21 protein-coding genes are annotated in these 22579 nt (G+C 68.4%); 7 read left to right on the forward strand and 14 right to left on the reverse strand.

Annotated features, from left to right (window positions below):
• Nucleotide 1 precedes the first annotated feature (1 nt).
• The 4 genes from AC5Y4D_RS07520 to AC5Y4D_RS07535 all read right to left on the reverse strand — a co-directional run bounded on the left by AC5Y4D_RS07520 (nucleotide 2) and on the right by AC5Y4D_RS07535 (nucleotide 2996).
• The gene (locus AC5Y4D_RS07520; protein WP_499944603.1) at nucleotides 2-475 is read right to left on the reverse strand and encodes a PH domain-containing protein; all 474 of its coding nucleotides are present in this window, start codon (nucleotides 473-475) and stop codon (nucleotides 2-4) included.
• Nucleotides 475-957 carry a 6,7-dimethyl-8-ribityllumazine synthase gene (ribH, locus tag AC5Y4D_RS07525; RefSeq protein ID WP_499944515.1) on the reverse strand — a complete coding sequence of 161 codons (483 nt, stop codon included), beginning with the start codon at nucleotides 955-957 and terminating at the stop codon, nucleotides 475-477. The genes AC5Y4D_RS07520 and ribH overlap by 1 nt, the downstream gene beginning before the upstream one ends.
• A gap of 72 nt (nucleotides 958-1029) precedes the next feature.
• Nucleotides 1030-2307, reverse strand: coding sequence for a bifunctional 3,4-dihydroxy-2-butanone-4-phosphate synthase/GTP cyclohydrolase II (locus AC5Y4D_RS07530; protein ID WP_499944514.1), 1278 nt, complete (start codon nucleotides 2305-2307; stop codon nucleotides 1030-1032).
• A gap of 89 nt (nucleotides 2308-2396) precedes the next feature.
• A complete protein-coding gene (locus AC5Y4D_RS07535) occupies nucleotides 2397-2996 on the reverse strand; it encodes a riboflavin synthase (RefSeq protein ID WP_499944513.1) in 600 nt (199 codons plus the stop codon).
• Nucleotides 2997-3080: 84 nt separating this feature from the next.
• Between AC5Y4D_RS07535 and AC5Y4D_RS07540 the strand changes: the two genes are divergently transcribed.
• Nucleotides 3081-3788 carry an LppX_LprAFG lipoprotein gene (locus tag AC5Y4D_RS07540; protein WP_499944512.1) on the forward strand — a complete coding sequence of 236 codons (708 nt, stop codon included), beginning with the start codon at nucleotides 3081-3083 and terminating at the stop codon, nucleotides 3786-3788.
• 13 nt (nucleotides 3789-3801) lie between these two features.
• Nucleotides 3802-5388 carry an MFS transporter gene (locus AC5Y4D_RS07545; RefSeq protein ID WP_499944602.1) on the forward strand — a complete coding sequence of 529 codons (1587 nt, stop codon included), beginning with the start codon at nucleotides 3802-3804 and terminating at the stop codon, nucleotides 5386-5388.
• Here AC5Y4D_RS07545 and ribD read toward each other — a convergent pair.
• The 7 genes from ribD to AC5Y4D_RS07580 form a co-directional block, all read right to left on the reverse strand.
• Nucleotides 5369-6400, reverse strand: a complete 1032-nt coding sequence (gene ribD, locus AC5Y4D_RS07550) for a bifunctional diaminohydroxyphosphoribosylaminopyrimidine deaminase/5-amino-6-(5-phosphoribosylamino)uracil reductase RibD (RefSeq protein WP_499944511.1) — start codon at nucleotides 6398-6400, stop codon at nucleotides 5369-5371. The two genes, AC5Y4D_RS07545 and ribD, sit on opposite strands and share 20 nt — an antisense overlap.
• Nucleotides 6397-7095 (reverse strand): ribulose-phosphate 3-epimerase, encoded by a 699-nt coding sequence (gene rpe, locus AC5Y4D_RS07555; protein WP_499944510.1) that lies wholly within the window; start codon nucleotides 7093-7095, stop codon nucleotides 6397-6399. The genes ribD and rpe overlap by 4 nt, the downstream gene beginning before the upstream one ends.
• Nucleotide 7096: 1 nt before the next feature.
• Entirely contained in the window at nucleotides 7097-8521 is a 1425-nt protein-coding gene (locus tag AC5Y4D_RS07560) for an RsmB/NOP family class I SAM-dependent RNA methyltransferase (protein ID WP_499944509.1), read from the reverse strand.
• Complete coding sequence (fmt, locus tag AC5Y4D_RS07565) at nucleotides 8518-9453, reverse strand: methionyl-tRNA formyltransferase (protein ID WP_499944508.1); 936 nt, start codon at nucleotides 9451-9453, stop codon at nucleotides 8518-8520. Before fmt ends, AC5Y4D_RS07560 begins: the two co-directional genes overlap by 4 nt.
• Before the next feature lie 36 nt (nucleotides 9454-9489).
• Complete coding sequence (locus tag AC5Y4D_RS07570; RefSeq protein ID WP_499944601.1) at nucleotides 9490-9933, reverse strand: MarR family winged helix-turn-helix transcriptional regulator; 444 nt, start codon at nucleotides 9931-9933, stop codon at nucleotides 9490-9492.
• Between the two features lie 142 nt (nucleotides 9934-10075).
• Nucleotides 10076-12019, reverse strand: a complete 1944-nt coding sequence (locus AC5Y4D_RS07575) for a primosomal protein N' (protein ID WP_499944600.1) — start codon at nucleotides 12017-12019, stop codon at nucleotides 10076-10078.
• 90 nt (nucleotides 12020-12109) lie between these two features.
• Nucleotides 12110-12853, reverse strand: a complete 744-nt coding sequence (locus AC5Y4D_RS07580) for a lysoplasmalogenase (RefSeq protein ID WP_499944599.1) — start codon at nucleotides 12851-12853, stop codon at nucleotides 12110-12112.
• Here AC5Y4D_RS07580 and lipI point away from each other — a divergent pair.
• The 3 genes from lipI (at nucleotide 12852) to AC5Y4D_RS07595 (ending at nucleotide 16387) form a co-directional block, all read left to right on the forward strand.
• Nucleotides 12852-13808 carry an esterase LipI gene (gene lipI / locus AC5Y4D_RS07585; protein WP_499944507.1) on the forward strand — a complete coding sequence of 319 codons (957 nt, stop codon included), beginning with the start codon at nucleotides 12852-12854 and terminating at the stop codon, nucleotides 13806-13808. The genes AC5Y4D_RS07580 and lipI overlap by 2 nt on opposite strands.
• A gap of 24 nt (nucleotides 13809-13832) precedes the next feature.
• Nucleotides 13833-14798: an alpha/beta hydrolase gene (locus AC5Y4D_RS07590; RefSeq protein ID WP_499944506.1), complete on the forward strand. Its 966-nt coding sequence runs from the start codon at nucleotides 13833-13835 to the stop codon at nucleotides 14796-14798.
• 104 nt (nucleotides 14799-14902) lie between these two features.
• Entirely contained in the window at nucleotides 14903-16387 is a 1485-nt protein-coding gene (locus tag AC5Y4D_RS07595; protein ID WP_500036879.1) for a flavin-containing monooxygenase, read from the forward strand.
• A 1-nt stretch (nucleotide 16388) separates the two neighbouring features.
• Here AC5Y4D_RS07595 and AC5Y4D_RS07600 read toward each other — a convergent pair whose 3' ends face one another.
• Entirely contained in the window at nucleotides 16389-18035 is a 1647-nt protein-coding gene (locus AC5Y4D_RS07600; RefSeq protein WP_500036880.1) for a GMC oxidoreductase, read from the reverse strand.
• Nucleotides 18036-18208: 173 nt separating this feature from the next.
• Here AC5Y4D_RS07600 and AC5Y4D_RS07605 point away from each other — a divergent pair, with 173 nt between their 5' ends.
• Together AC5Y4D_RS07605 and AC5Y4D_RS07610 are read left to right on the forward strand one after the other, a co-directional pair.
• On the forward strand, nucleotides 18209-19366 hold the full coding sequence (locus AC5Y4D_RS07605; RefSeq protein ID WP_500036911.1) for an alkane 1-monooxygenase: 1158 nt from the start codon (nucleotides 18209-18211) through the stop codon (nucleotides 19364-19366).
• Complete coding sequence (locus AC5Y4D_RS07610) at nucleotides 19318-19881, forward strand: pyridoxamine 5'-phosphate oxidase family protein (protein ID WP_500036881.1); 564 nt, start codon at nucleotides 19318-19320, stop codon at nucleotides 19879-19881. Before AC5Y4D_RS07605 ends, AC5Y4D_RS07610 begins: the two co-directional genes overlap by 49 nt.
• 77 nt (nucleotides 19882-19958) lie before the next feature.
• On the opposite strand, the gene metK is transcribed toward AC5Y4D_RS07610, so the two are convergent.
• Together metK and coaBC are read right to left on the reverse strand one after the other, a co-directional pair.
• Nucleotides 19959-21170, reverse strand: a complete 1212-nt coding sequence (gene metK / locus AC5Y4D_RS07615) for a methionine adenosyltransferase (protein WP_499944502.1) — start codon at nucleotides 21168-21170, stop codon at nucleotides 19959-19961.
• A 130-nt stretch (nucleotides 21171-21300) separates the two neighbouring features.
• Nucleotides 21301-22575 carry a bifunctional phosphopantothenoylcysteine decarboxylase/phosphopantothenate--cysteine ligase CoaBC gene (gene coaBC / locus AC5Y4D_RS07620; RefSeq protein ID WP_500036882.1) on the reverse strand — a complete coding sequence of 425 codons (1275 nt, stop codon included), beginning with the start codon at nucleotides 22573-22575 and terminating at the stop codon, nucleotides 21301-21303.
• Nucleotides 22576-22579: the final 4 nt, after the last annotated feature.

The raw sequence follows: 22579 nt of genomic DNA on the forward strand, positions 1-22579 counted from the left end.
GTCAGTCCGGCGAGCGGACCAGGTCGGGACGGTATCGGGCCAGCAGCGCGCGGACGGCGTCCATCGAAGCGACTGCGCGCTCCTTGTCCACCGCCTGAATTGCCGTCACGGGAATGTACTCGTCGTCCGGAAGGTCGATGCGCGCCCACCGACTGCCGAGGGGAAACGACACGTCGACGACGTCGGACCACGGAACCAGCTTGTCGCCCAGCACATTACGAACCGAAAGGCCGGCAGCTCCCACACGTAGCCGGGGCCGTGTCAGCAACAACACCGCGCCCGCGAGCACCGTCCCGAGCAGCGCCATCGCCACCTGGTCGGCTGTCTGGAAGACCACCCCGCTGGTTCCCCGCTTCAGCATCAGACCGCCGCCGATGTGGGTCACCAGGATGACGAGCGCCGCGCCGTAGGCGAACAACGGCGTCAATCGGGGACGGCACACCAGTTCCCACTCGCCCGGTTCGGGTTTGGCCATCATGATCGGGCGCGCAAGTCGCGCAGGGTCAGTGCGGTGCTCAGCGCGGCCGCGGCGGCCTGGGCACCTTTGTCTTCGACGGACGAGGGAAGCCCGGCGCGATCCAGCGCCTGCGCTTCGGTGTTGGTGGTCAGCACCCCGTTGGCCACCGGGGTGGCGGCGTCCAGCGAGACCCGGGTCAGCCCCTGGGTGACGGCGTCGCAGACATAGTCGAAGTGCGGTGTCTGACCGCGTATCACGACGCCCAGTGCGACGACGGCATCGTGATTGCGGGCCAGTTCCTGTGCCACGACGGGGATTTCGATCGCACCGAGCACGCGTACCACCGTCGGGTCGTCGACGCCGGACTCGGTTGCGACCTTGCGCGCGCCGGCCAGCAGCGCGTCGCAAATGGTGCCGTGCCAGGTGCTGGCGACGATGCCCAACCGCACACCGGACGCATCCAGCACCGGAATGTCCGGGATGCCGGCCCCACCACTCATTTTGCGCCGCTCCTCAGCATCGCTGCGTCCCCCGCAAGTGGGCGGCGCACCCACTGCATAGGCGCCGGCGCGTCACAGCGCACCGCCGAATTCACCTGGCAGATGGACGGATTCGTGGAAATCGTCCAGACCCGCCAAGTCGTGGCCCATCTTGTCACGCTTGGTCATCAGGTAGCGGATGTTTTCGGCGTTCGCCCGTACCGGCAGCGCCACCCGCTCGATGATGTGCAGCCCGTAGCCGTCCAGACCGACCCGCTTGGCCGGGTTGTTGGTCAGCAGCCGCATCGAGCGCACACCCAGGTCGACCAGGATCTGCGCGCCGATCCCGTAATCGCGTGCGTCAGCGGGCAATCCGAGCTTGAGGTTGGCGTCCACGGTGTCTTCGCCGGCGTCCTGCAGCTGGTAGGCCTGCAGTTTGTGCATCAGGCCGATGCCGCGGCCCTCGTGGCCACGCATGTAGAGCACCACGCCGCGGCCCTCACGGGCCACCATCGCCATCGCCGCGTCCAGCTGCGGCCCGCAGTCACAACGGCGGGACCCGAACACGTCGCCGGTCAGGCACTCCGAGTGCACGCGCACCAGCACGTCGTCACCGTCACCGGTGGGTCCGGCGATGTCACCGCGCACCAGCGCGACGTGCTCGACGTCCTCGTAGATGCTGGCGTAGCCGATGGCCCGGAACTGACCGTGCCGCGTCGGGATCCGGGCTTCGGCGATCCGCTCAATGTGCTTCTCATGCTTGCGCCGCCACTCGATGAGGTCGGCGATGGTGATCAGCGCCAGGCCGTGTTCGTCGGCGAAGACCCGCAGTTCGTCGGTCTGGGCCATCGAGCCCTCGTCCTTCTGACTGACGATCTCGCAGATGGCGCCTGCGGGCTGCAGACCGGCCATCCGGGCCAAATCCACCGCCGCCTCGGTGTGGCCGGGACGGCGCAACACGCCACCGTCCTTGGCGCGCAACGGAACCACGTGCCCCGGGCGGGTGAAATCCTGGGCGATGCTGGCCGGGTCGGCCAGCAGCCGCATCGTGGTGGCCCGATCCGATGCCGAAATGCCGGTTCCCACACCGATTCTCGCATCCACGGTAACGGTGTAGGCGGTGCCGTGCTTGTCCTGGTTCACCGCGTACATCGGCAGCAGACCCAGCCGGTCGCAGACCTCGCCGTCCAACGGCACGCACAGGTAGCCGGAGGTGTAGCGGACCATGAACGCCACCAGCTCGGGGGTGGCCTTCTCCGCCGCGAAAATCAGGTCGCCCTCGTTCTCGCGGTCCTCGTCATCGATGACGACGACGGCCTTGCCCGCCGCAATGTCGGCAACCGCCCGTTCGACGGAGTCCAACCTCGTCATCGTTGTCACCTTGCTGATAGGAGCGTTCGCCTGCACTCAGTATGAACCACCGGCGGGTCCCCGTTATTCGCGACGGCAGTTGAGCCGCGTCACTTCGCGATGAGCCGCTCGACGTATTTGGCGATGACGTCGACCTCGAGGTTCACCTGGGTTCCGACCGGGGCGGACCCCAACGTCGTCAGCTCTCGGGTGGTGGGAATCAGCGACACCTCGAACCAGTCGCGGGGTTGCGCACCGAGGCCCGACACGGTCAGCGAGATCCCGTCCACGGTGATCGAGCCCTTCTCCACGACATACCGGGCCACCGTCGCCGGCATCTCCACCCGCACCACTTCCCAGTGCTCAGAGGGCGTGCGGCCGACGATCACCCCGGTGCCGTCCACGTGTCCCTGCACGATGTGCCCGCCCAGCCTGCTGTTGACCGCGGCCGCGCGTTCCAGGTTCACCCGGCTGCCGGGCTGCAGCTCGCCCAGATTCGAACGGTTCAGCGTCTCGGCCATCACGTCGGCGCTGAACTGCCCGTCGGGCAGTACCTCGACCACCGTCAGGCACACCCCGTTGACGGCGATCGAGTCGCCGTGCCCGGCGTCGGAGGTGACAACCGGGCCGCGAATGGTCAGTCGCGCGGCGTCGGCCAGGACATCCCGGCCGGTCACCTCCCCGAGTTCCTCGACAATTCCGGTGAACATCGCACCAGGTTAATGACTGTGAGCCGGCACCCGCACCCGCCTGGCTCCCCGGGCAGCCGATCGTCACCCTCTACGATGCACGTTATGCAAACCCCCCGACGACTGTTAGCCGTCCTCGCCGTCCTGAGCGTCGCCGTCACGCTCGTCTCGGGGTGCACGATCAGCAAGAAACCCAAGGGCGGTCCCCTTCCCGACGCGAAAACACTGGTCAACCAGTCCGTCGAAGTCACCAAAGGCGTCAAGAGCGCGCACCTGGTCCTGACGGTGAACGGCAAAATCGCCGAACTCCCCCTCAAGACGCTCAGCGGCGATCTCACCACCACACCCACGACGGCCGGTAAGGGCAACGCGCGGATCATCGTCTTCGGCAACGAGGTCGAGGCCGATTTCGTGATCCTGGACGGCGAGCTGTACACCACCGCCTTGTCGCCGGGTCAATGGACCAACTTCGGCAAGATCGACGACCTCCTGCATTACGACCCGTCGGCGATTCTGAGCCCGGATACCGGCGTCGCCAACCTGCTGGCGAACCTCAGCGACCCCAAGGCCGAGGGCCGCGACTCGATCAACGGGCAGACCGCGGTCCGCATCAGCGGCAAGGTGAGCCCCGAGGCCGTGAACAAGCTCGCACCGCTGAACGCGAAAGAACCGATCCCGACGACAGTCTGGATTCAGGAGGCCGGTGAGCACCATCTGGCGCAGGTACTGCTCGACAAGGGCTCGGGCAACTCGGTCCAGATGACCCTGTCGAACTGGAACCAGACCGTCCAGGTCACGAAGCCGGGGAGCTGACCCGATGATGCAAATGCGTACGGGACGACGAGTAGCGATCAGCGCGGGCAGTCTCGCAGTTCTGCTGGGTGCCCTCGACACCTACGTCGTGGTGACGATCATGCGCGACATCATGAACAGCGTCGGCATCCCGGTGAACCAGCTGCAACGGATCACCTGGATCGTCACGCTCTATTTGCTGGGCTACATCGCCGCCATGCCGCTGTTGGGCCGGGCTTCGGACCGGTTCGGACGCAAGTTCGTCCTGCAATCCAGCCTGGCCCTGTTCATCGTGGGTTCGGTGGTGACCGCGCTGTCGGTGAAGCTCGGCAACTGGAATCCGGAGTTCGGCGACTACATGGTCAATCCCGATCCGAACCGCGCGTTCCACATCCTCATCGCCGGCCGCACCATTCAGGGCGTCGCCAGCGGCGCCTTGCTGCCGGTCACGTTGGCGCTGGGCGCCGACTTGTGGGCAGAGCGGAACCGGGCCGGGGTGCTCGGCGGTATCGGTGCCGCGCAGGAACTCGGCAGCGTGCTGGGTCCGCTGTACGGGATCTTCATCGTGTGGTTGTTCCATGACTGGCGCGACGTGTTCTGGGTCAACGTGCCGCTGACCCTGATCGCCATGCTGATGATCCATTTCAGCCTGCCGTCGCACGATCGCGATGCGAAACCCGAACGCATCGACGTGGTGGGTGGTCTGCTGCTTGCCCTGTCGCTCGGGCTTGCGGTGATCGGCCTGTACAACCCCACTCCCGACGGCAAGCAGGTGTTGCCCAGCTACGGATTACCGCTGGTGATCGGCGCGGTGGTGGCCGCGGCGTTGTTCTTCGTGTGGGAGCGCTTCGCGCGCACCCGGCTCATCGAGCCTGCCGGGGTGCACTTCCGGCCGTTCCTGTCCGCGCTGGGTTCGTCGGTCTGCGCCGGCGCGGCGCTGATGGTGACGCTGGTCAACGTGGAGCTGTTCGGCCAGGGCGTGCTGGGGAAGACCCAGAACGAAGCCGCGGCGATGCTGTTGTGGTTCCTGATCGCCCTGCCGGTCGGGGCGCTGCTCGGCGGGTGGGTTGCCACCAGGGTCGGTGACCGCATTGTCGTGTTCGTCGGGTTGCTGATCGCCGGTGGCGGCTATTGGCTGATCTCGTATTGGCGAGCCGACCTGGCGACGCGTCACCACGACATTCTGGGACTGGTCAGTGTGCCGTCGGTGCACAGCGACCTGCTGGTGGCCGGGTTCGGGTTGGGCCTGGTGATCGGGCCGCTGTCCTCGGCCGCGCTGCGGGTGGTGCCGGCGGCTCAGCACGGCATCGCCTCGGCGGCGGTGGTGGTGGCCCGGATGACGGGCATGTTGATCGGGGTGGCCGCGCTCAGCGCGTGGGGTCTCTACCGGTTCAACCAGATCCTGGCCGGCCTGCCGCGCGAAGCCGGGTCCTACCTGCAGGCGTTCGCGCTGATGTACGGCGACATCTTCAAGGTCACCGTGGTGATCTGTGTGGTCGGGGCGTTGTTGGGGTTGCTGATCAGCGGCCGCCAGGAGCAGGCCGAGGAGCCGCCGGCCGCGCCCGAGCGCAAGACACTCGAACCCGAAGAAGCCCCGGCGGCTACCGAGCTACCAGGCTGAGCAGCAGATCGGGCCCTACCTGCTCGACGCTGTCGAACTGCCAGCGCAGCGCCTGGGCCATGCTGGACACTCCCACGTCGTCGACCGCGGTCACCGGGCCGCCGAGCAGGATCGGCGCCACGTAGGCCAGGATGCGGTTGATCGCGCCGGCCCGCAGGAACGCCCCGGCCAGGGTGGGACCGCCTTCGAGCAGCACGTCGGTGCGGTCGGTCAGTGCCCGTAGCACCTCGACGGGCTCGCGGGTGCGGATCACCATGGTGCGGGAGTCGTCGTTGAGCACCTTGGCTTCCGGCGGTATCTCGCGTCGTCCCACCACCACGCGCAGCGGCTGCTGCGGGGCCAGCGAGCCGTCGGGCAGCCGCGCGGTCAGCGCCGGGTCGTCGGCGAGGACGGTGCCGGTGCCGACCACGATCGCGTCGGCGATCGCGCGGCGACGATGCAGGTCCGCGCGGGCGGCCTCGCTGGAGATCCATTGACTGGACCCGTCCGCTGCGGCGCTGCGGCCGTCGATACTGGTGGCGTACTTCCACGTCACGTGGGGCAGCCCGGTGCGCTGCTTGAACAGCCATTCCCGCAACGGGCCGGCCGCGACCGCGTCGGCCAGGACGCCGGAGCGCACCTGCAGCCCGGCCGCCGTCAGCCGCCCGGCGCCGCCGCCCGCGATGCCGTTCGGGTCGTCGACGGCGTAGATCACCGTGCTGACCCGCGCCTCGATCAGCGCGTTGACGCACGGCGGTGTTTTGCCGTAGTGGTTGCACGGCTCCATCGTGATCACCGCGATGCCGCCGGCGGCCAGACCGCCGGCCCGGCGCAGCGCCATGATCTCGGCGTGGTCGCCGCCGGCCGGCTGGGTGGCGCCGACCCCGACGACGCGGCCTTCCTGGTCGACGATGACGGCTCCGACCGGCGGGTTCGGATACGTCGTGCCCTTGACCTGGTAGGAGTGCTCGATGGCCAGCCGCATGGCCTCGTCGATGCTTTTGACCTGCTCGGGGAGGTTCGGGCCGGTCATCGGCCGCTCAGATGAGGTGACTTGGCCGCGGCCTGCCGGCGCAGCTTTTCGACCGCTTCGGCCGGGTCCTCGGCGCCGTACACCGACGATCCGGCGACGAAACAGTCCACGCCGGCTTCGGCGGCCTCCTCGATGGTGTCTTCGTTGATGCCGCCGTCGATCTCGACCAGGATCGTCAACTCCCCGGCGTCGATCAGTTTGCGGACCATGCGTACCTTGCTCAGCACCTCGGGGATGAAGCTCTGCCCGCCGAAGCCGGGTTCGACGGACATGATCAGCAGGGTGTCGAAGTGCGGCAGGATGTCCAGGTAGGGCTCGAGCGCGGTCTTGGGTTTGACGCTGATGCCGGCCTTGGCTCCCGCGGCCCGGATGTCGCGGGCCACGCCGATGGGGTTGTCGGTGGCCTCGGCGTGGAAGGTGACGTTGTAGGCGCCGGCCTCGGCGTACGGCGGGGCCCACTTGTCCGGGTTGTCGATCATCAGATGGCAATCCATCGGGATCTCGGTGGCGGCCAGCAGGCTTTCCACCACCGGCAGGCCGATCGTGAGGTTCGGCACGAAATGGTTGTCCATCACGTCGACGTGCAGCCAGTCGGCGCCGTCCACGGCGGCGGCTTCCTTGGCGAGTCGGGCGAAGTCGGCGGCCAGGATCGACGGCGCGATCAGCGGCCCCCCCGTAGCAGGCATGAGCGACACCTTACTGGCGGCGCAGAGCAGCCGCGAACATCGCGTCGGTGCCGTGTCGGTGTGGCCACAGCTGCACGTAGGGCCCCTCGCCCAACTCGACGGGCTCGAACAACGCTCGGGTATCCATGGCTTGCACCGGGTGGCGGCGCAGCGCGTCGGCGACCACGCCGACCGTCTCGGCCAGGTGCGGGGAGCAGGTGGCATACAGCACCACGCCACCGCGCCGGGTCAGCGCGATCGCGGCGGCCAGCAGCTCCCGTTGCAGCCGGGCCAGCGCCGGAACGTCGGACGGCTGTCGCCGCCAGCGGGCCTCCGGCCGTCGGCGCAAGGCGCCGAGTCCGGTGCAGGGCACGTCGACCAGCACCCGGTCGAAGCCCGGTTGCAGGCCGGATTCGCGCCCGTCGGCCCGCACCACCTCCACCGGCAACCCGTGGGTGTTCTCCGCCACCAGGTCCGCCCGGTGCGGGGCGGGCTCCACCGCCGTCACCGTGACCCCCGTCTGCGCGCCCAGTGCGGCCAGCAGTGCGGTCTTGCCACCGGGTCCGGCGCACAGATCCAGCCAGCGGCCGGCGTCGTCGTCGACCGGCGCCAGGGTCAGCGCCCGCGCCACCAACTGGCTGCCCTCGTCCTGAACCAGGGCCTGACCGTCGCGGACCGACGGCAGCGCCGCGGGGTCCCCGCCCGGCAGATACACCGCGTACGGCGAAAACCGGCCGACCGTGCCGTTGACCTGTGCGGCGAGTTCGTCGGCGGTCAGCACCCCGGGGCGGGCGGCCAGATGGACCAGCGGACGTTCGTCGTCGGCGGCCAGTACCGCCTCGAGTTCACCGGCGTCGGCGCCCAGCGCGTCGGTGAAGGCCTGGGCGATCCAGCGCGGGTGCGCGTGCACGAACGCGGCCCGGCCCACCGGGTCGTTGCGCGGGGCCAGTTCGTCGACCCAGGACTTCTCGTCGCGGTCAGCGATCTTACGTAGCACCGCGTTGACGAAACCTGCTCGCGCCGAGTCGAATTCGATTCCGGCTTGTTCGACGGTGGTGGATACCGCGGCGTGCGCGTCGACCCGGGTGCGCAGCAGTTGATAGCTGCCCAATCGGAGCAATTCCAGCAGCACCGAGTTGATCGTGTCGGGGGGCCGGCCGGCGGCGGCGGCGATGACGGCGTCGAGCAGTCCCCGGGTCCGGCAGGTGCCGTAGGTCAGTTCGGTGGCGAAGGCGGCGTCGCGGCCGGTGATACCGCGTTCGCGTAACAGGGCGGGCAACACCAGGTTCGCGTAGGCGTTGCGTTCGCTGACCGCCCGCAGCGCGTCGAAAGCGGCTTGTCGCGCCGGGTCCAGGGGTTTGCGCCGGGGTCTGGGCGGCCGGCGCGAAGACGGTTGCGGCCGTTGGGGATTGCGGTCCGGTCGCTTCCGGTGCGGTTTGTCCTGGGCCGGGCTCATGAGGCCGTGACCGTGTCGTCGAGCCGCGCGCCACGCGCCCACGCCGCCGCATCCATCGGTTTCTTGCCCGGCGGCTGAATCTGGTTCAGCCGCACCGGTTCCGATGCCGTCCCGATCCAGACGGCCTTGCGGTCGACGTGAATCTTCCCGGGCTGCAGCAACTTCGGGGCTGTCGCCGGGTCGAGCTGCACCGGACCGAGTTTCACCCGCAGGTCGCCGATCAGGGTCCAGGCACCGGGATGTGGCGTCACCGCGCGGATGCGCCGTTCGATCACCGGCGCCGGCAGATCCCAGCGGACCCGGGCTTGTTCTACGCTGATCTTCGGCGCCAGGCTGACCCCGTCGGCCGGCTGCGGTTGCGGCGTCAGCGACCCGTCGGCGATACCGTCCAGGGTCGCCGACAGCAGCGCCGCCCCCGAAACCGCAAGTCGCGCAAGCAGATCGCCGGCGGTGTCGGTCGGGCGGATGGTTTCGGTGACGACGCCGTACACCGGTCCGGAGTCCAGACTCGGCTCGATCTGGAACGTGGTGGCCCCGGTGATGGTGTCCCCGGCGGCGATCGCCGCCTGTACCGGGGCGGCACCCCGCCAGGCCGGCAGCAGCGAGAAGTGCAGGTTGACCCAGCCGCGCGACGGCACCGCCAGCAGCCCGTCTTTCAGCAGTGCCCCGTACGCCACCACGGCGCAGCATTGCGGCGCCAGCTCCGACAGTTCGGCGACGAACTCGGCGGAGTTGGGTTGCGAGGGTCGCAGCACCGGAATGCCCCGATCGAGCGCCTCACGGGCGACCGGCGACGGCTCGGGCCTGCCCCGTCGCCCGGAGGCCGCATCCGGGCGGGTCAGCACGGCGACCACGTCGTGCTGGGGTGAGTCGATGAGCCGACGCAACGAGGGCAGCGCGGGTTCGGGGGTGCCGGCGAAGACGAGGCGCACCGGGTCAGTCTAGAAAGGGCCGACCCGACCGCCGCGCTAGATGCCTTCGATGTCGATGTGGGCGTCGGGTTCGCCGCCGGCAGCGGTGAAGGCCGTCAGCGCACGGACCAGGCCGTGCCGTTCCGCGGGCGGCATCTGCTCGACGATGCGCGCGATCTCCTTGCGCCGGTACGCGGTCACCTGGCGAACGACGTCCCGACCACGTTTGGTCAGCGCGGCGAGCAACTCCCGGCGCGAGGTCGGATGCGGCAGGCGATCGATCATCCCGGCACCGACCAGGCGGTCCACCATCCGGCCGGTTGCCGAGGGCTGCACGCCCAACAGCGTGGCCAGCGTGGCCAGGTTCACCGGGCCGCGGTGGGACAGGATCACCAGCGTGCGGAACTGCGCAATGGTGATGGTCTCGTCGACCTGCGCGATGGAACGTGCCGAGATCGCCACGAGCAAACGGGAGGCGGTCAGCAGCGAATCGGTGATCATGTCCAGCGATTCATCGACCACTGTCGAGTTTTCCGAAGTCACCGAATCCCCTTCCCCACACTCGACTACGGCAAAGAAAGCGTCGCAACTTCCTACCAGCGTAGGCATTCATTGTTTCCTATGTACACATTTTCGCGCAAGGCTATCCGATGTGCAGGGGATCGATCTGCACGCGGACGGGGTCGTGGGTCTGGCGGGCGCTGAGCACACCGAGCGCACCGCGCAGCGCCGCCGCCAGCGCGAGTCCGTGCTCACGCGGAACGCGCACCAACATCCGCGTGACGGGCGCGCCGGCGGCAGTCCCCGCCGGGCGACGCACGCCTGCCGGTAGGTCCACCGGTCCCAGCACTTCCGCGTAGCCGGGCAGTCTCGCCTCGGCGAGCAGAGCGGCCACCCCGTCGGCACTGCCGTCCAGTGCGGCGATGTGCACACAGGGCGGCAGCCCTACTTCGTTGCGGGCCGCGAATTCGGCGTCGGCGTGCCCAACCGGATCCCAGCGGATCAGCGATTGCACTGTCGGAAGGGAGGATTCGGCGACCACGGTCACCAGGCCGCCCATCGACCGGGCGCGCACCAGCGCGGCGGCGCTCATCCATCGCCACATTGCCTCCTCGGCCGCGCGCAGGTCCTGACGGCCGAGCAGCGCCCAGGTATCCAGCAGCAGTGCGGCCCCGTAACCGCCCGGTGCGCGCGGTTCGGCACCGGGAGTGGCGACGACCAGCGCTGGTTGGGCGGGCACCTCCGCCACGATGGCCTCCCCCGCCGACGTGATGACCGCCGTACCCGGAAACGCCCGCCCGAGTTCCTCGGCGGTGCGGCGGGCCCCGACGACCACCGCCCGCACCGCGTCCGATCCGCACCGCGCGCACCGCGGCGCCAGGTCGACCCGGGCGCACCATCGGCAGGTGGTGCCCGCACCCCGTTCCAGCAGCGATAACGGGCCCGTGCAGTGCCGGCAGCGGGCGATCGCCCGGCAGCGTCCACACGCCAGTGACGGCACATACCCCCGGCGGGGCACCTGAACCAGCACGGGCGCTCCGGCGGCCAGTGACGACCGGGCGGCGCGCAGCGCGATGGACGGCAGCCGCGCGGTGCGCGCCGCCGGGTCGCGTTCGTCGAGGAAGCCGCTGTCGTCGAGGGCAACCACGCGCGGTGTGCGGGCCCGCACCACCGGCCGGGACGCGACGATGTCGTGTGCCCAGCCACTGCGCACCAGTGCATGCGCTTCGGCGGTCCGGGAGTAACCACCGATCAACGCCGCGCAGCGGGCCTGATGGGCGCGCAGCATCGCCACTTCCCGGGCGTGCGGATAGGGCGCCCGCGGCTCGGCCAGGCTGTCGTCGGAGTCGGCCCACACCATGACCAGACCCAGGTCGGCCGTCGGTGCGAACACCGCGCTGCGGGTGCCGAGCACTACCCGCGCGGCGCCTCGCAGTGCCGCCAGCCACCTGCGGTAACGCGCGGCGGGTCCCAGCCCGGCCGACAACGCCACCACGCTGTTCTCCTCGACACGGGCGATGACCGCCTGCCACAGCGCATCCAAATCGCGTTGATCAGGCACGATCGCCAGGACGCTGCGGCCGGCTGCGACCGTCTGGGCCGCCGCCTCGGCAAACCGGTCGGCCCACGACTCCCCCGGCAGCACCTGCCACACCGCGCGGGCGGCGCGGGACTCGGCCAGCGCGGCCAGGAACTGGCCGCCGCGGCCATAGACGTCCCAACCCGACGCGTCGACCGGCGCGACCACCGGCCGTGACGGGGTTCCGGCGCCCTCTTTCTCCACCCTGGCGTGCCGGGCCGGTATCGCCAGTCGCAGCACGTCAGGCCGGGTGCCGGCGTAGCGCGCGGCGACCGCTTCGACCAGCCGCCGGACCTCGGGCGTCAGCACCGGTTCGGGCGATACGACGCGATCGATCCAGCCGAGTCTGCCCTGGTGATCGGTGTCGTTGCGGCGTTCCAGGACGAACCCGTCGACCAGGCGGCCGTGGAATCGCACCCGCACCCGCACGCCCGGCTGCGCGTCGTCGGACTGCTCGGGTGACACCAGATAGTCGAAATCGCGATCCAGGTGTGGCACCGTCAGCATCGGCAGCACCCGCGCGATCGGCTCCACCTCGGCAGGCGCAGAACTGCGAGATGCGTTGCTGGCCAAGATATCTCTCGCCGAGGTTGTTGATCAGTTCTCGACGGGCGCGTCGGTAACCGGGGCGTCCGCCAGGTCGTCGCGACCGAAGAAGAAACCGGCCGTGATCAGGATCTCCGCGGCCGCATAGGACCACCAGATCGGCACCGCCAGGGCCTCGTTGCCCAGAATGAACCGGCCGATCGCGATCATCGAATCCGACGCCGCGAAGCACACCGCCCCTACCGCCGTCCAGATGGTGGGCAGGCGCGCCAACAATGCCGTGCACACCATCGCGGTCAGCACGGTGATGTAGACCGCGACCGGGATGGTCAGGTTCTGCGTGCCCTCGTCCAGATGCGGCCAGAACCAGATCAGCATCGACACCGATGCCAGCACCATCACCGCGGCGGCCGCCATGCGCGCCCGCGTCGGTGCGACGTGCGGCCACAGCGCGCCCAGAAAGCATATGTGCGCCAACAGGAATGAGCCCAGGCCCAGCACGAACGAAAGCCCCCACCAGGGGATCGACAACAGCCAGTCACCAGCGGCGGAGAACACCAGGGCGGGCACCAGCCAGCGCCGCTCGCGGACCACCGGATGCCCGAGCGCCGCGACGGCCAACAACACGGCCATCGATGCTTTGAACGCCGGCTGGAACGTCCAGTGTCCGGTCAGTTCGCTACCGGGCGCCAGTCGCAGCGCGATCACCGTCAGGTAGATGCCGTAGGCGATACCGGCCCACCCCGCCGCCACCCAGCCGCCGAGCACCAGACGGGCTGCGTACGGTACATCCATGCCCAACTTGGACAACGCCGCCGACGCGAAACCCGGTGTGGACTCCATCCTGCTGAAGGTACTGGATGCCGTTCCCTTTCGGCTATCAACCGAGGACGGAATCGACGCGGTGCGACAGCGGCTGCGTGACCTGCCCCGCCGGGCGCTGCACCCCGAACTGCGCGTCGAGGACCGGACGATCGACGGACCCGGCGGCCCCATAGACATCCGGATCTATTGGCCGCCAGATAATTCCGAGAACGCTCCAGTGGTGCTGTTCTTCCACGGCGGCGGCTTCGTGATGGGCGACCTGGACACGCACGACGGCACGGCACGCCAGCATGCCGTCGGCGCGGGCGCGATGGTGGTGTCCGTCGCCTACCGGTTGGCACCCGAGCATCCCTACCCCGCAGCCATCGAGGACGCTTGGGCCGCAACACGATGGGTCGTCGAACACGGCGCGGAACTGGGCGCCGACACCGGTCGAGTCGCACTCGCCGGCGATTCGGCGGGCGGCACCATCGCGGCCGCCGTTGCCCAACGGGCCCGCGACGAGGGTGGACCACCGATCGCGTTTCAACTGCTGTGGTACCCGTCCACGATGTGGGACAACTCGCTGCCGTCGTTCACCGAGAATGCCGAAGCGCAGATCCTGGATACGAAGGCGATTTCGGACTTCTCCCGTTGGTATGCAGGCGATGTCGACATGTCCAACCCGCCGTCGGGCATGGCTCCGGGCCGGGCGCAGAACCTGTCCGGCCTGCCGGACGCCTACATCGCCGTCGCCGGCCACGACCCGCTGCGCGACGACGGCATCCGCTACGGCGAGCTGCTGGCCGACGCCGGCGTCGGGGTCGAGGTACACAACGCCGAGACGATGGTGCACGGCTATCTCGGCTACGCCGGCGTGGTGCCCGCCGCCACCGCCGCGATGGACCGCGGGTTGACCGCACTGTGCGCAGCGCTGCACGGATAGCCCGGGAGTTTGTACCGTCAAGGTATGACCGAGCCGCCGACGCAACCTGTCGACCCGATGCTGAAGATGCTGCTCGACGCCATCCCGATGACGTTCCGCGCGGCCGACGGGGTGCAGGTTGCCCGCGCGCAGATGGCGGCGCTGAAGGTCCCCCCGGAGCTGCTGCCTCAGCTTCGGATCGAGGAACGCACGATCGGTTACGGCGAGCTGACCGATATCCCGGTTCGGATCTACCGGCCGCCCACCGCAGCCCGGCGCGACCTGCCGGTGGTCGTGTTCTACCACGGCGGTGGCTGGGCACTGGGCGATCTGGACACCCACGACCACGTCGCGCGCGCCCACGCCGTCGGCGCGGAGGCCATCGTGGTGTCGGTGGACTACCGGCTGGCTCCCGAGCATCCGTTTCCCGCCGCGATCGACGACTCCTGGGCGGCGCTGCGCTGGGTGGCCGAGAATGCCCCTGAGCTGGGCGGCGACCCGAACCGGATCGCGGTGGCCGGCGACTCCGCCGGCGGCAACATCTCGGCGGTGATGGCCCAGCGCGCCCGCGACAACGCCCATCGAGGCGGCCCGACGCTGGTCTACCAGCTGTTGTGGTACCCGTCGTGCATCGGTGACCGGACGCTGCCGTCGTTCATCGAGTACGCCGACGACCCGATCCTGGACAGCGAAGTCATGGATGCGTTCCTGAGCTGGTACGTCCCGCATCTCGACCTCGCCGATCACACCGCGCTGCCGCCCGAACTGGCCCCCGGAAACGGCGAATTGTCCGGCCTGCCACCGGCTTTCATCGGCACCGCCCAGCATGACCCGCTGCGCGACGACGGAGCCCGCTACGCGGAACTACTCGCCGCCGCCGGGGTCGCGGTCGAGTTGTGCAACGAACCGTCCATGGTGCACGGCTACGCCAGCTTCGCCCCGGTGGTGCCCGCCGCGGCCGAGGCGACCAGTCGTGGGGTGGCGGCGCTGAAGCAGGCGCTGTATTCCTGACCGGCTTCGATAGCCGCTTTCCGGGCGCGCACGGATAGGCGCGGTTTCGCGGGCCGTAGGCTGAACCGGAAAGCCGAGAACCCGTCATCGGAGGAAATTTCGCCATGGTTGGCGCACCCGACTACCACACCGTCATCGTCGGCGCCGGTTTCTCCGGCATCGGCGCGGCCATCAAGCTCGACGAGGCGGGACTGTCGGACTATCTGATCGTCGAAGCCGCCGACGGGGTCGGCGGCACCTGGTACTGGAACACCTATCCCGGTATCGCGGTGGACATTCCGTCGTTCTCCTACCAGTTCTCGTTCGAGCAGAGTCCGGACTGGTCACGCACCTATGCGCCCGGCCGGGAACTCAAGGCCTACGCCGACCACTGCGCCGACAAGTACGGCATCAGGTCCCGAATCCGGTTCAACACCAAGGTGATCTCCGCGGAGTTCGACGACGAGCGGGACCTGTGGCGGCTGCAGACGGATCCGGGCGGTGAGATCACCGCCCGGTTCGTCATCGGGGCCAGCGGCGTGCTGACGGTGCCCAAGCTGCCCGACATCGACGGCGTGGACTCCTTCGACAGCATCACCATGCACACCGCGCGCTGGGACCACACGCAGGACTTGACCGGCAAGCGCGTCGCCATCATCGGCACCGGCGCCTCGGCCGTGCAGATCATCCCCGAGATCGCACCGATCGTCAGCCAGCTCACCGTGTTTCAGCGCACCCCCATCTGGTGCTTCCCGAAGCTCGACGTGCCGCTGCCCGCGCCGGTCAAGTGGGCGATGCGGGTTCCCGGCGGCAAGGTGGTGCAGCGGGCGTTGAGTCAGGCCTACGTCGAAGCCACCTTCCCCATCGCCGCGCACTATTTCAAGGTCTTCCCGATGGCCCGGTGGATGGCCGCGGCGGGACGAAGTTATCTGCGCCAGCAGGTCCGCGACACGGTGGTGCGGGACCAACTGACCCCGGGCTACGCGGTCGGTTGCAAGCGCCCCGGATTTCACAACACCTATCTGGCCACCTTCAACCGCGACAACGTGCGCCTGGTCACCGATCCGATCAGCAAGATCACCCCGTCCGCGGTGGTCACGGCCGACGGCACCAGCCACGAAATCGACGTGCTGATCCTGGCCACCGGCTTCAAGGTGCTCGACACCGACGACGTGTTGACCTTCGCGGTCACCGGCGCCGGCGGTCAGTCCCTGAGCCGGTTCTGGGACGAGCACCGCACGCAGGCCTACGAAGGCGTCAGCATTCCGGGGTTCCCCAACTTCTTCGCCGTGTTCGGCCCGTACGGCTACGTCGGATCGTCGTACTTCGCGTTGATCGAGACCCAGACCCACCACATCCTGCGGTGCCTGAAACGCGCGCAGCGCGACGGCGCGACGCGGGTGGCGGTGACCCCGGAAGCCAACGACCGGTATTTCGCCGAGATGATGCGCCGGCGCTACCGGCAAGTCTTCTGGCAGGACAGTTGCCGACTGGCCAACAGCTACTACTTCGACAAGAACGGCGACGTGCCGTTGCGGCCCACGACCACCGTCGAAGCGTATTGGCGGAGTAGGCGTTTCGATCTGGACGACTACGAGTTCACGGCCTGACCTACTTTCGGCCCTGCAGGATCCCTTCGATGTTGCGTTCGGCCAGTGCGGTGATGGTCATGAACGGGTTGCAGCCCAGATAGCCGGGCAGCAGCGACGCGTCGTTGACATACAACTTGGGATAACCGTTCACCCGGCCGTAGGTGTCGGTGGCTTTGCCCCGCACCACCCCGCCCATCGGGTGAACGGTGTTGGGGGCGAGGGCTTTCCCTTCGAACAGGTCATCCCGGTAGTCGACCCCGTTGGCGTGGGTCACTTTGTCGAACACCAGTTTGGCTCTGCTGCGCAGGTTTTCGGTGTAGCCCTCGGGCCAGTCGATGCGGATCGCATCGGTTGCCCGGTCGTAGCGGATGTCGGCACGGTCGCCGGTGCGCACCATCGCGTAGTAGCCCAACGCAAACGTCTCGACCGGTAGCGGAAGCGAGAACATGCTGGCGTACACCGGATTCACCGGATCGTTTCGGCCGTCGAGGTTGATCATGCCCATCAGCGATTGCTGGGTGCCGGCGGGGTCTGCGGACGCCAGGTTGTGCGCGACCATGATGTCGCCGTTGTTGCCGTAGCCGCGGCCGATCTCCTCGCTGAGGTCCGGCAGCGCCCCGGTCTCCCTGGCCCGCAGCAACAGCTCGGTGGTCCCCAGCACCCCGGCATTGAGATGCAGTTCGTCGCAGCCGATTTCGTCCCGACGTACCTCCTTGCCGAAGCGGTCTATCTCACGGGTCGAGACGACGTACTCACCGGAGCGCTCGCGCCGGATCCCAGTGACCTCGGTGAGCGGGCGCAGGGTGACCTTGCCGGTGGCCAGCGCGGCTGCGATGTAGGTCTGATCGACGCTGCCGAACCGGCCGTAGTTGTTGCCGTACTGCTGCTCGAAATCCAGCGACGAACGCGGAACCTGGCCTGCCTCTTCGCGTCTCATATAGTCGAACGAGTAGGCGCTGCCGTTGTAATCGACTTTGTAGCCCGCCGAAGCGGCGTATTGCCGGCCGACTCGCGCGTACTGGAACCAGGGCGTGTGCTCGAACCACTCCGGGTCGCGATAACTGATGCGCAGCATGGTCTTCGCGCGTTCGATGTAGGTTCCCAGGAAGACGGCGGGATCGATGTCGGGGAAAGCCGCACGCAACTGGTCCGGGGTGGGGATCGCCGCGATTGCGGCATTGATCATCGAGCCACCGCCGACGCCGATGCCGCGGAACACGCTGTGCGCCCCGTGCACCACCTTGTCGCAGATCCCGGCCTGAACGGGCTGTGCGGACGGCGCGTTCCTGGCCACCTGTTCCATCGAGACACCGCGAAACGACGGCACCAGGCTGGGCGGGACCGACGTGAACCATCCCGCCCGGTTGTCGGCGGGCAGCATCCGGGAGAAACGCTTGCCGTCGGCGTCGGCGGCGTCCCAGTGGCGACCTTTCTCCAGGATCAGGGTGGTGACGCCGGCTTCACCGAGACGTAGCGCCGTCACCCCGCCGCCGTAACCGCTGCCGATCACGAGGGCCTGGTAATGGGGACGGGGACTCGCCGCCGGCTCCTCGCGGCGTGTTCCGAGTTCGACGACCCCGGCGCCCAGCGCCCCGACGGCAATACCGGCCGCGGCTCCCAGGAACCGACGGCGCGTGAATGCGCTTCGGCGCGGTGCGCTGCTCATCTCTTAGCTCTCCTAGAAGCCAACTGAGTATCAGCTAATTACCGGTTTAAGCATACTCAAAGTATGGTACTCCCGCTAGTATGAAGGTGTTGGTACGCCTCAAGGCAGAGTTACAACCCGGTGAATTCGAAGGCTCCCCCGGCACGTGGACCGATCCGAAAAGGTACCTGTGGATGCTCGGAGCGGGCGTCCCCGTGCTGGTCCTCGCGTCCTGGCTGCTGGTGCTGACGACCGGAGTGGCAGCGTTCTGGTGGACCGGTTCGGTGCTGGCCTTCGGGGTGGTTCCAATTCTCGACCGTCTGGTGGGATCCGACTCGGACAATCCGCCGGACAGTGTTCTCGCGTCGCTGGAAAACAACCGGTTCTATCGCTGGGCGACCTACCTCTACCTGCCCCACCAGTACGGGATGTTGATCCTCGCGTGCTGGCTCTGGGCCGGCGGCGGCTGGGTGGTGATGGGTTTCGCCGACAAGGTGGGGCTGATGATGACGGTCGGTCTGATCGGCGGGCTCGCGATCAACGCTGCGCACAACCTGGGTCACACCCGGGAGGACTTCGAGCGTCGGCTTTCCAAGATCGCGCTTGCGCAGACGTGCTACGGCCACTTCTTCGTCGAGCACAACCGCGGACACCATGTTCGGGTGGCGACACCCGAGGACCCTGCCAGCGCGCGCCTCGGCGAGAGTCTCTACGCCTTCCTGGCACGTTCGGTTGTCGGCAGTCTGCGGTCTGCCTGGCAGCTGGAGTCGCGAAGGTTGGCCAAGTCGAGCAAGTCGGCCTGGACGCTGCACAACCATGCCGTCAGCGCCTGGCTGCTCAGCATCCTGCTGTTCGCCGTGCTGGCGGTGTGGTTCCGGCCCGTCGTGCTGCCGTGGCTGGTCGGGCAGGCCGTCGTCGGCTTCAGCCTGCTCGAGGCGGTCAACTACGTGGAGCATTACGGACTGCGACGACAGAAATTGCCCAGCGGCCGCTACGAACGGGTGCGGGCGTCGCACAGCTGGAACAGCAACTCGATCGTCTCCAACGTGCTGCTGTTCCATCTGCAGCGACATTCGGATCATCACGCCAACCCGCTGCGCGGCTATCAGGCGCTACGCCACGCGCAGGAGGCCCCGCAGCTGCCGACCGGCTACGCAGCGATGCTGGTGCTGGCGGTGTTCCCGCCGCTGTGGCGTCGGGTGATGGACCCCCGCGTGGTCGGGTTCTACCAAGGAGACATCCGGCGTGCCGCGCTGCGGCCTGCTGCTGATCGTGCTGGGGTTCATCGCGTTACGCTCAGCGGATGGCGAAGGAGTTCTCGCACCTCGATGCGTCGCTGCGTGAGTTCATAGCGGAACAGGCCATGTTCTTCGTCGCGACCGCCCCGTCGCAGGGCGGTCGGATCAACCTGTCGCCCAAGGGCTATGCCGACACGTTCGCGGTACTCGACGACCACACCGTGGGCTACCTCGACCTGTTCGGCAGCGGCGTGGAAACCATTGCGCACCTGCGGGACAACGGCCGCATCACCGTCATGTTCTGCTCGTTCACCCGCAACTCCCGGATCCTGCGGCTGTTCGGCAGCGGCCGGGTGCTGCGTCCCGACGACGACGAATTCGCCCGTATCAGAACACATTTCGGGCACCGCCCGGGGATCCGGTCGGCCATCGTCGTCGACGTGGAACGCATCGCCGACGCCTGCGGGTTCTCGGTGCCCTACTACGAACTCGTCGACGAACGGCCCGTCCTGGACGACTTGCACGGCAAGCAGCCGACCGAGGCGTACTCGAAGGTCATCGGCCGCAACCAGCGCAGTATCGACGGGCTGGCCGGGCTGGATCCCGACCACCCGCTACCGCCCGCTTAGCCTGCGCGAGCAGACGCAAAAGCCCCTCATTTCGGCACGAAATGGGGGCTTTCGCGTCTGCTCGCGGTAGGAGGCGGCTAGATGGCGCGCTTGAGGTCGTCGACCTTGTCCAGCTGCTCCCAGGGCAACTCGACGTCGGTGCGGCCGAAGTGCCCGTATGCCGCGGTCTGGGCGTAGATCGGCCGCAGCAGGTTCAGGTCGCGGATGATCGCACCCGGACGCAGGTCGAACACCTCGGGGATGATCTTCTCGATCTTGACCGGGTCGACGGCCTCGGTGCCGAACGTCTCGATGAACAGCCCGACCGGCGCTGCTTTGCCGATGGCGTAGGCCACCTGCACCTCGACCCGCTCCGCCAATCCGGCGGCCACCACGTTCTTGGCCACCCAGCGCATCGCATACGCGGCCGAGCGGTCCACCTTGGACGGGTCCTTGCCGGAGAAGGCGCCACCGCCGTGCCGGGCCCAGCCGCCGTAGGTGTCGACGATGATCTTGCGCCCGGTCAGGCCCGCGTCGCCCATCGGGCCGCCCAGGACGAACTTGCCGGTCGGGTTGACCAGCACCCGCGTGTCCGAGGAGTCCAGGGTCGGGTGGTCCAGTTCCCTCAGCACGCTGGTCAGCACGTGCTGGCGGATGTCGGGGTCCAGCTGCTTCTCCAGGTCGATCCCGTCGGCGTGCTGCGTGGAGATCACGACGGTGTCCAGCCGCACCGGCACATGGTCCTCGTAGGCGATGGTGACCTGGGTTTTGCCGTCCGGACGCAGGTAGGCCAGCGTCCCGTTCTTGCGGACCTCGGTCAGCCGCCGCGACAGCCGGTGGGCCAGCGCGATGGGCAGCGGCATCAGTTCCGGGGTGTCGTTGATCGCGTACCCGAACATCAGGCCCTGGTCACCGGCGCCCTGCAGGTCCAACGGGTCCGCCGCGCCCTCCACGCGGGCCTCGTGCGCGGTGTCGACGCCTTGGGCAATGTCCGGTGACTGCGCCCCGATGCCGATGTTCACCCCGCACGTCTCGCCGTCGAACCCCTTGTCCGACGAGTCGTAACCGATGTCGAGGATGCGGCTGCGGACGGTGTTGGCGATGTCGGCGAACGCCTCCTTCGCCGAGGTCGTCACCTCACCCACCACGTGAACCTGGCCGGTGGTCACCAGGGTTTCGACCGCGACACGGGAGCGGGGGTCCTGCGCGAGTAGCGCATCGAGGACCGAGTCACTGATCGCATCACAGATCTTGTCCGGATGCCCCTCGGTCACCGATTCGCTGGTGAATAGCCGGCCCTTCTCGCTCACCCTGTGTCCTTCCAGTCGCGCCCGCCCAAAGGTTAGTTAGGCGAATTATTATCTTGGCTCTTACTCAACCGGCTACGCCGGGTTTTTGGCAAATTCGGATGGGCCCCCGATGCTGCTGGCGCCCGACACGTTACTGCGATGTCTCCCTGTTCAGGAACGTGACAATCGCGTCCACAATACGGCTCGCCATCAGGGTTTTGGACCCGTGCTGCAAAGCCGACTCGGTTCCGTCGGCCGTCAGCAGCCAGCCGTCGTTGCTGTCCACCTCAAACGCCTTGCCCTCGCCGACGGCGTTGACGACCAACAGGTCGCAGCCTTTGCGCTGCAACTTGGCGCGGGCGTGGAACAGCACGTCGCCGTTGGCGTCGCCGGTCTCGGCGGCGAACCCGACGATGGCGCGCATGTTGGGCAGCTGGCCGTGCGAGCGCGCCTGCACCGTCCCGGCCAACACGTCGTCGTTACGCACCAGCTCGATCGGCGGGGGGCCGACTTGGGTGTCCACGTTCTTTTTGATCTTGGCGGTCGCCACCTCGGTCGGCCGGAAGTCGGCCACCGCCGCCGCCATCACCAGCACGTTCGCCTCCGGGGCGTGCTTGGACACCGCCTCGCCGAGTTGCGCTGCCGAGCTGACGTGCACCACGTTGACGCCGGCCGGGTCGACCAGCCCGGCGGTGTGCCCGGCGATCAGCGTGACCTCCGCCCCGCGCTGGGCGGCCACCCGCGCCACGGCGTAGCCCTGCTTGCCGGAGCTGCGGTTGCCGATGAAACGCACCGGGTCGATCGCCTCGCGGGTGCCGCCGGCGGTCACCAGCACTTTGCATCCCGCCAAGTCGTACGGCAGGGCATCGTGGCGTTCCAGCAGCAGGCGAGCCAGGGTGGTGATCTCCTCGGCCTCAGGCAGCCGGCCGGCGCCGCTGTCGGAGCCGGTCAGACGGCCCGACGCCGGTTCCAGGACGATCGCGCCGCGGCGGCGCAGCGTGGCCACGTTGTCGACGGTGGCCGGGTGCAACCACATCTCGGTGTGCATCGCCGGCGCGAACAGCACCGGGCACCGCGCCGTGAGCAGGGTTGCGGTCAGCAGGTCGTCGGCCCGCCCGGCCACGGCACGGGCCAGCAGGTCAGCGGTGGCCGGCGCGACCACCACCAGGTCGGCCTGCTGGCCGAGTCGCACATGCGGGACTTCGGAGACGTCGTCGAAGACGCCGGTGCGCACCGGCTCACCGGAAAGAGCTTCGAAGGTGGCGGCACCGACAAAGCGCAGCGCGGATTCGGTGGGGATGACGCGGACGTCGTGGCCGCCTTCGGCGAGCTGACGGACAACCGTGCAGGCCTTGTAGGCGGCGATACCGCCGGAGACCCCGACGATTACCCTTTTGGAGCTGCGCTCAGTGCGCTGTCCCTCCATGGCG

It is taken from the genome of Mycobacterium sp. NGS67 (assembly GCF_059812185.1).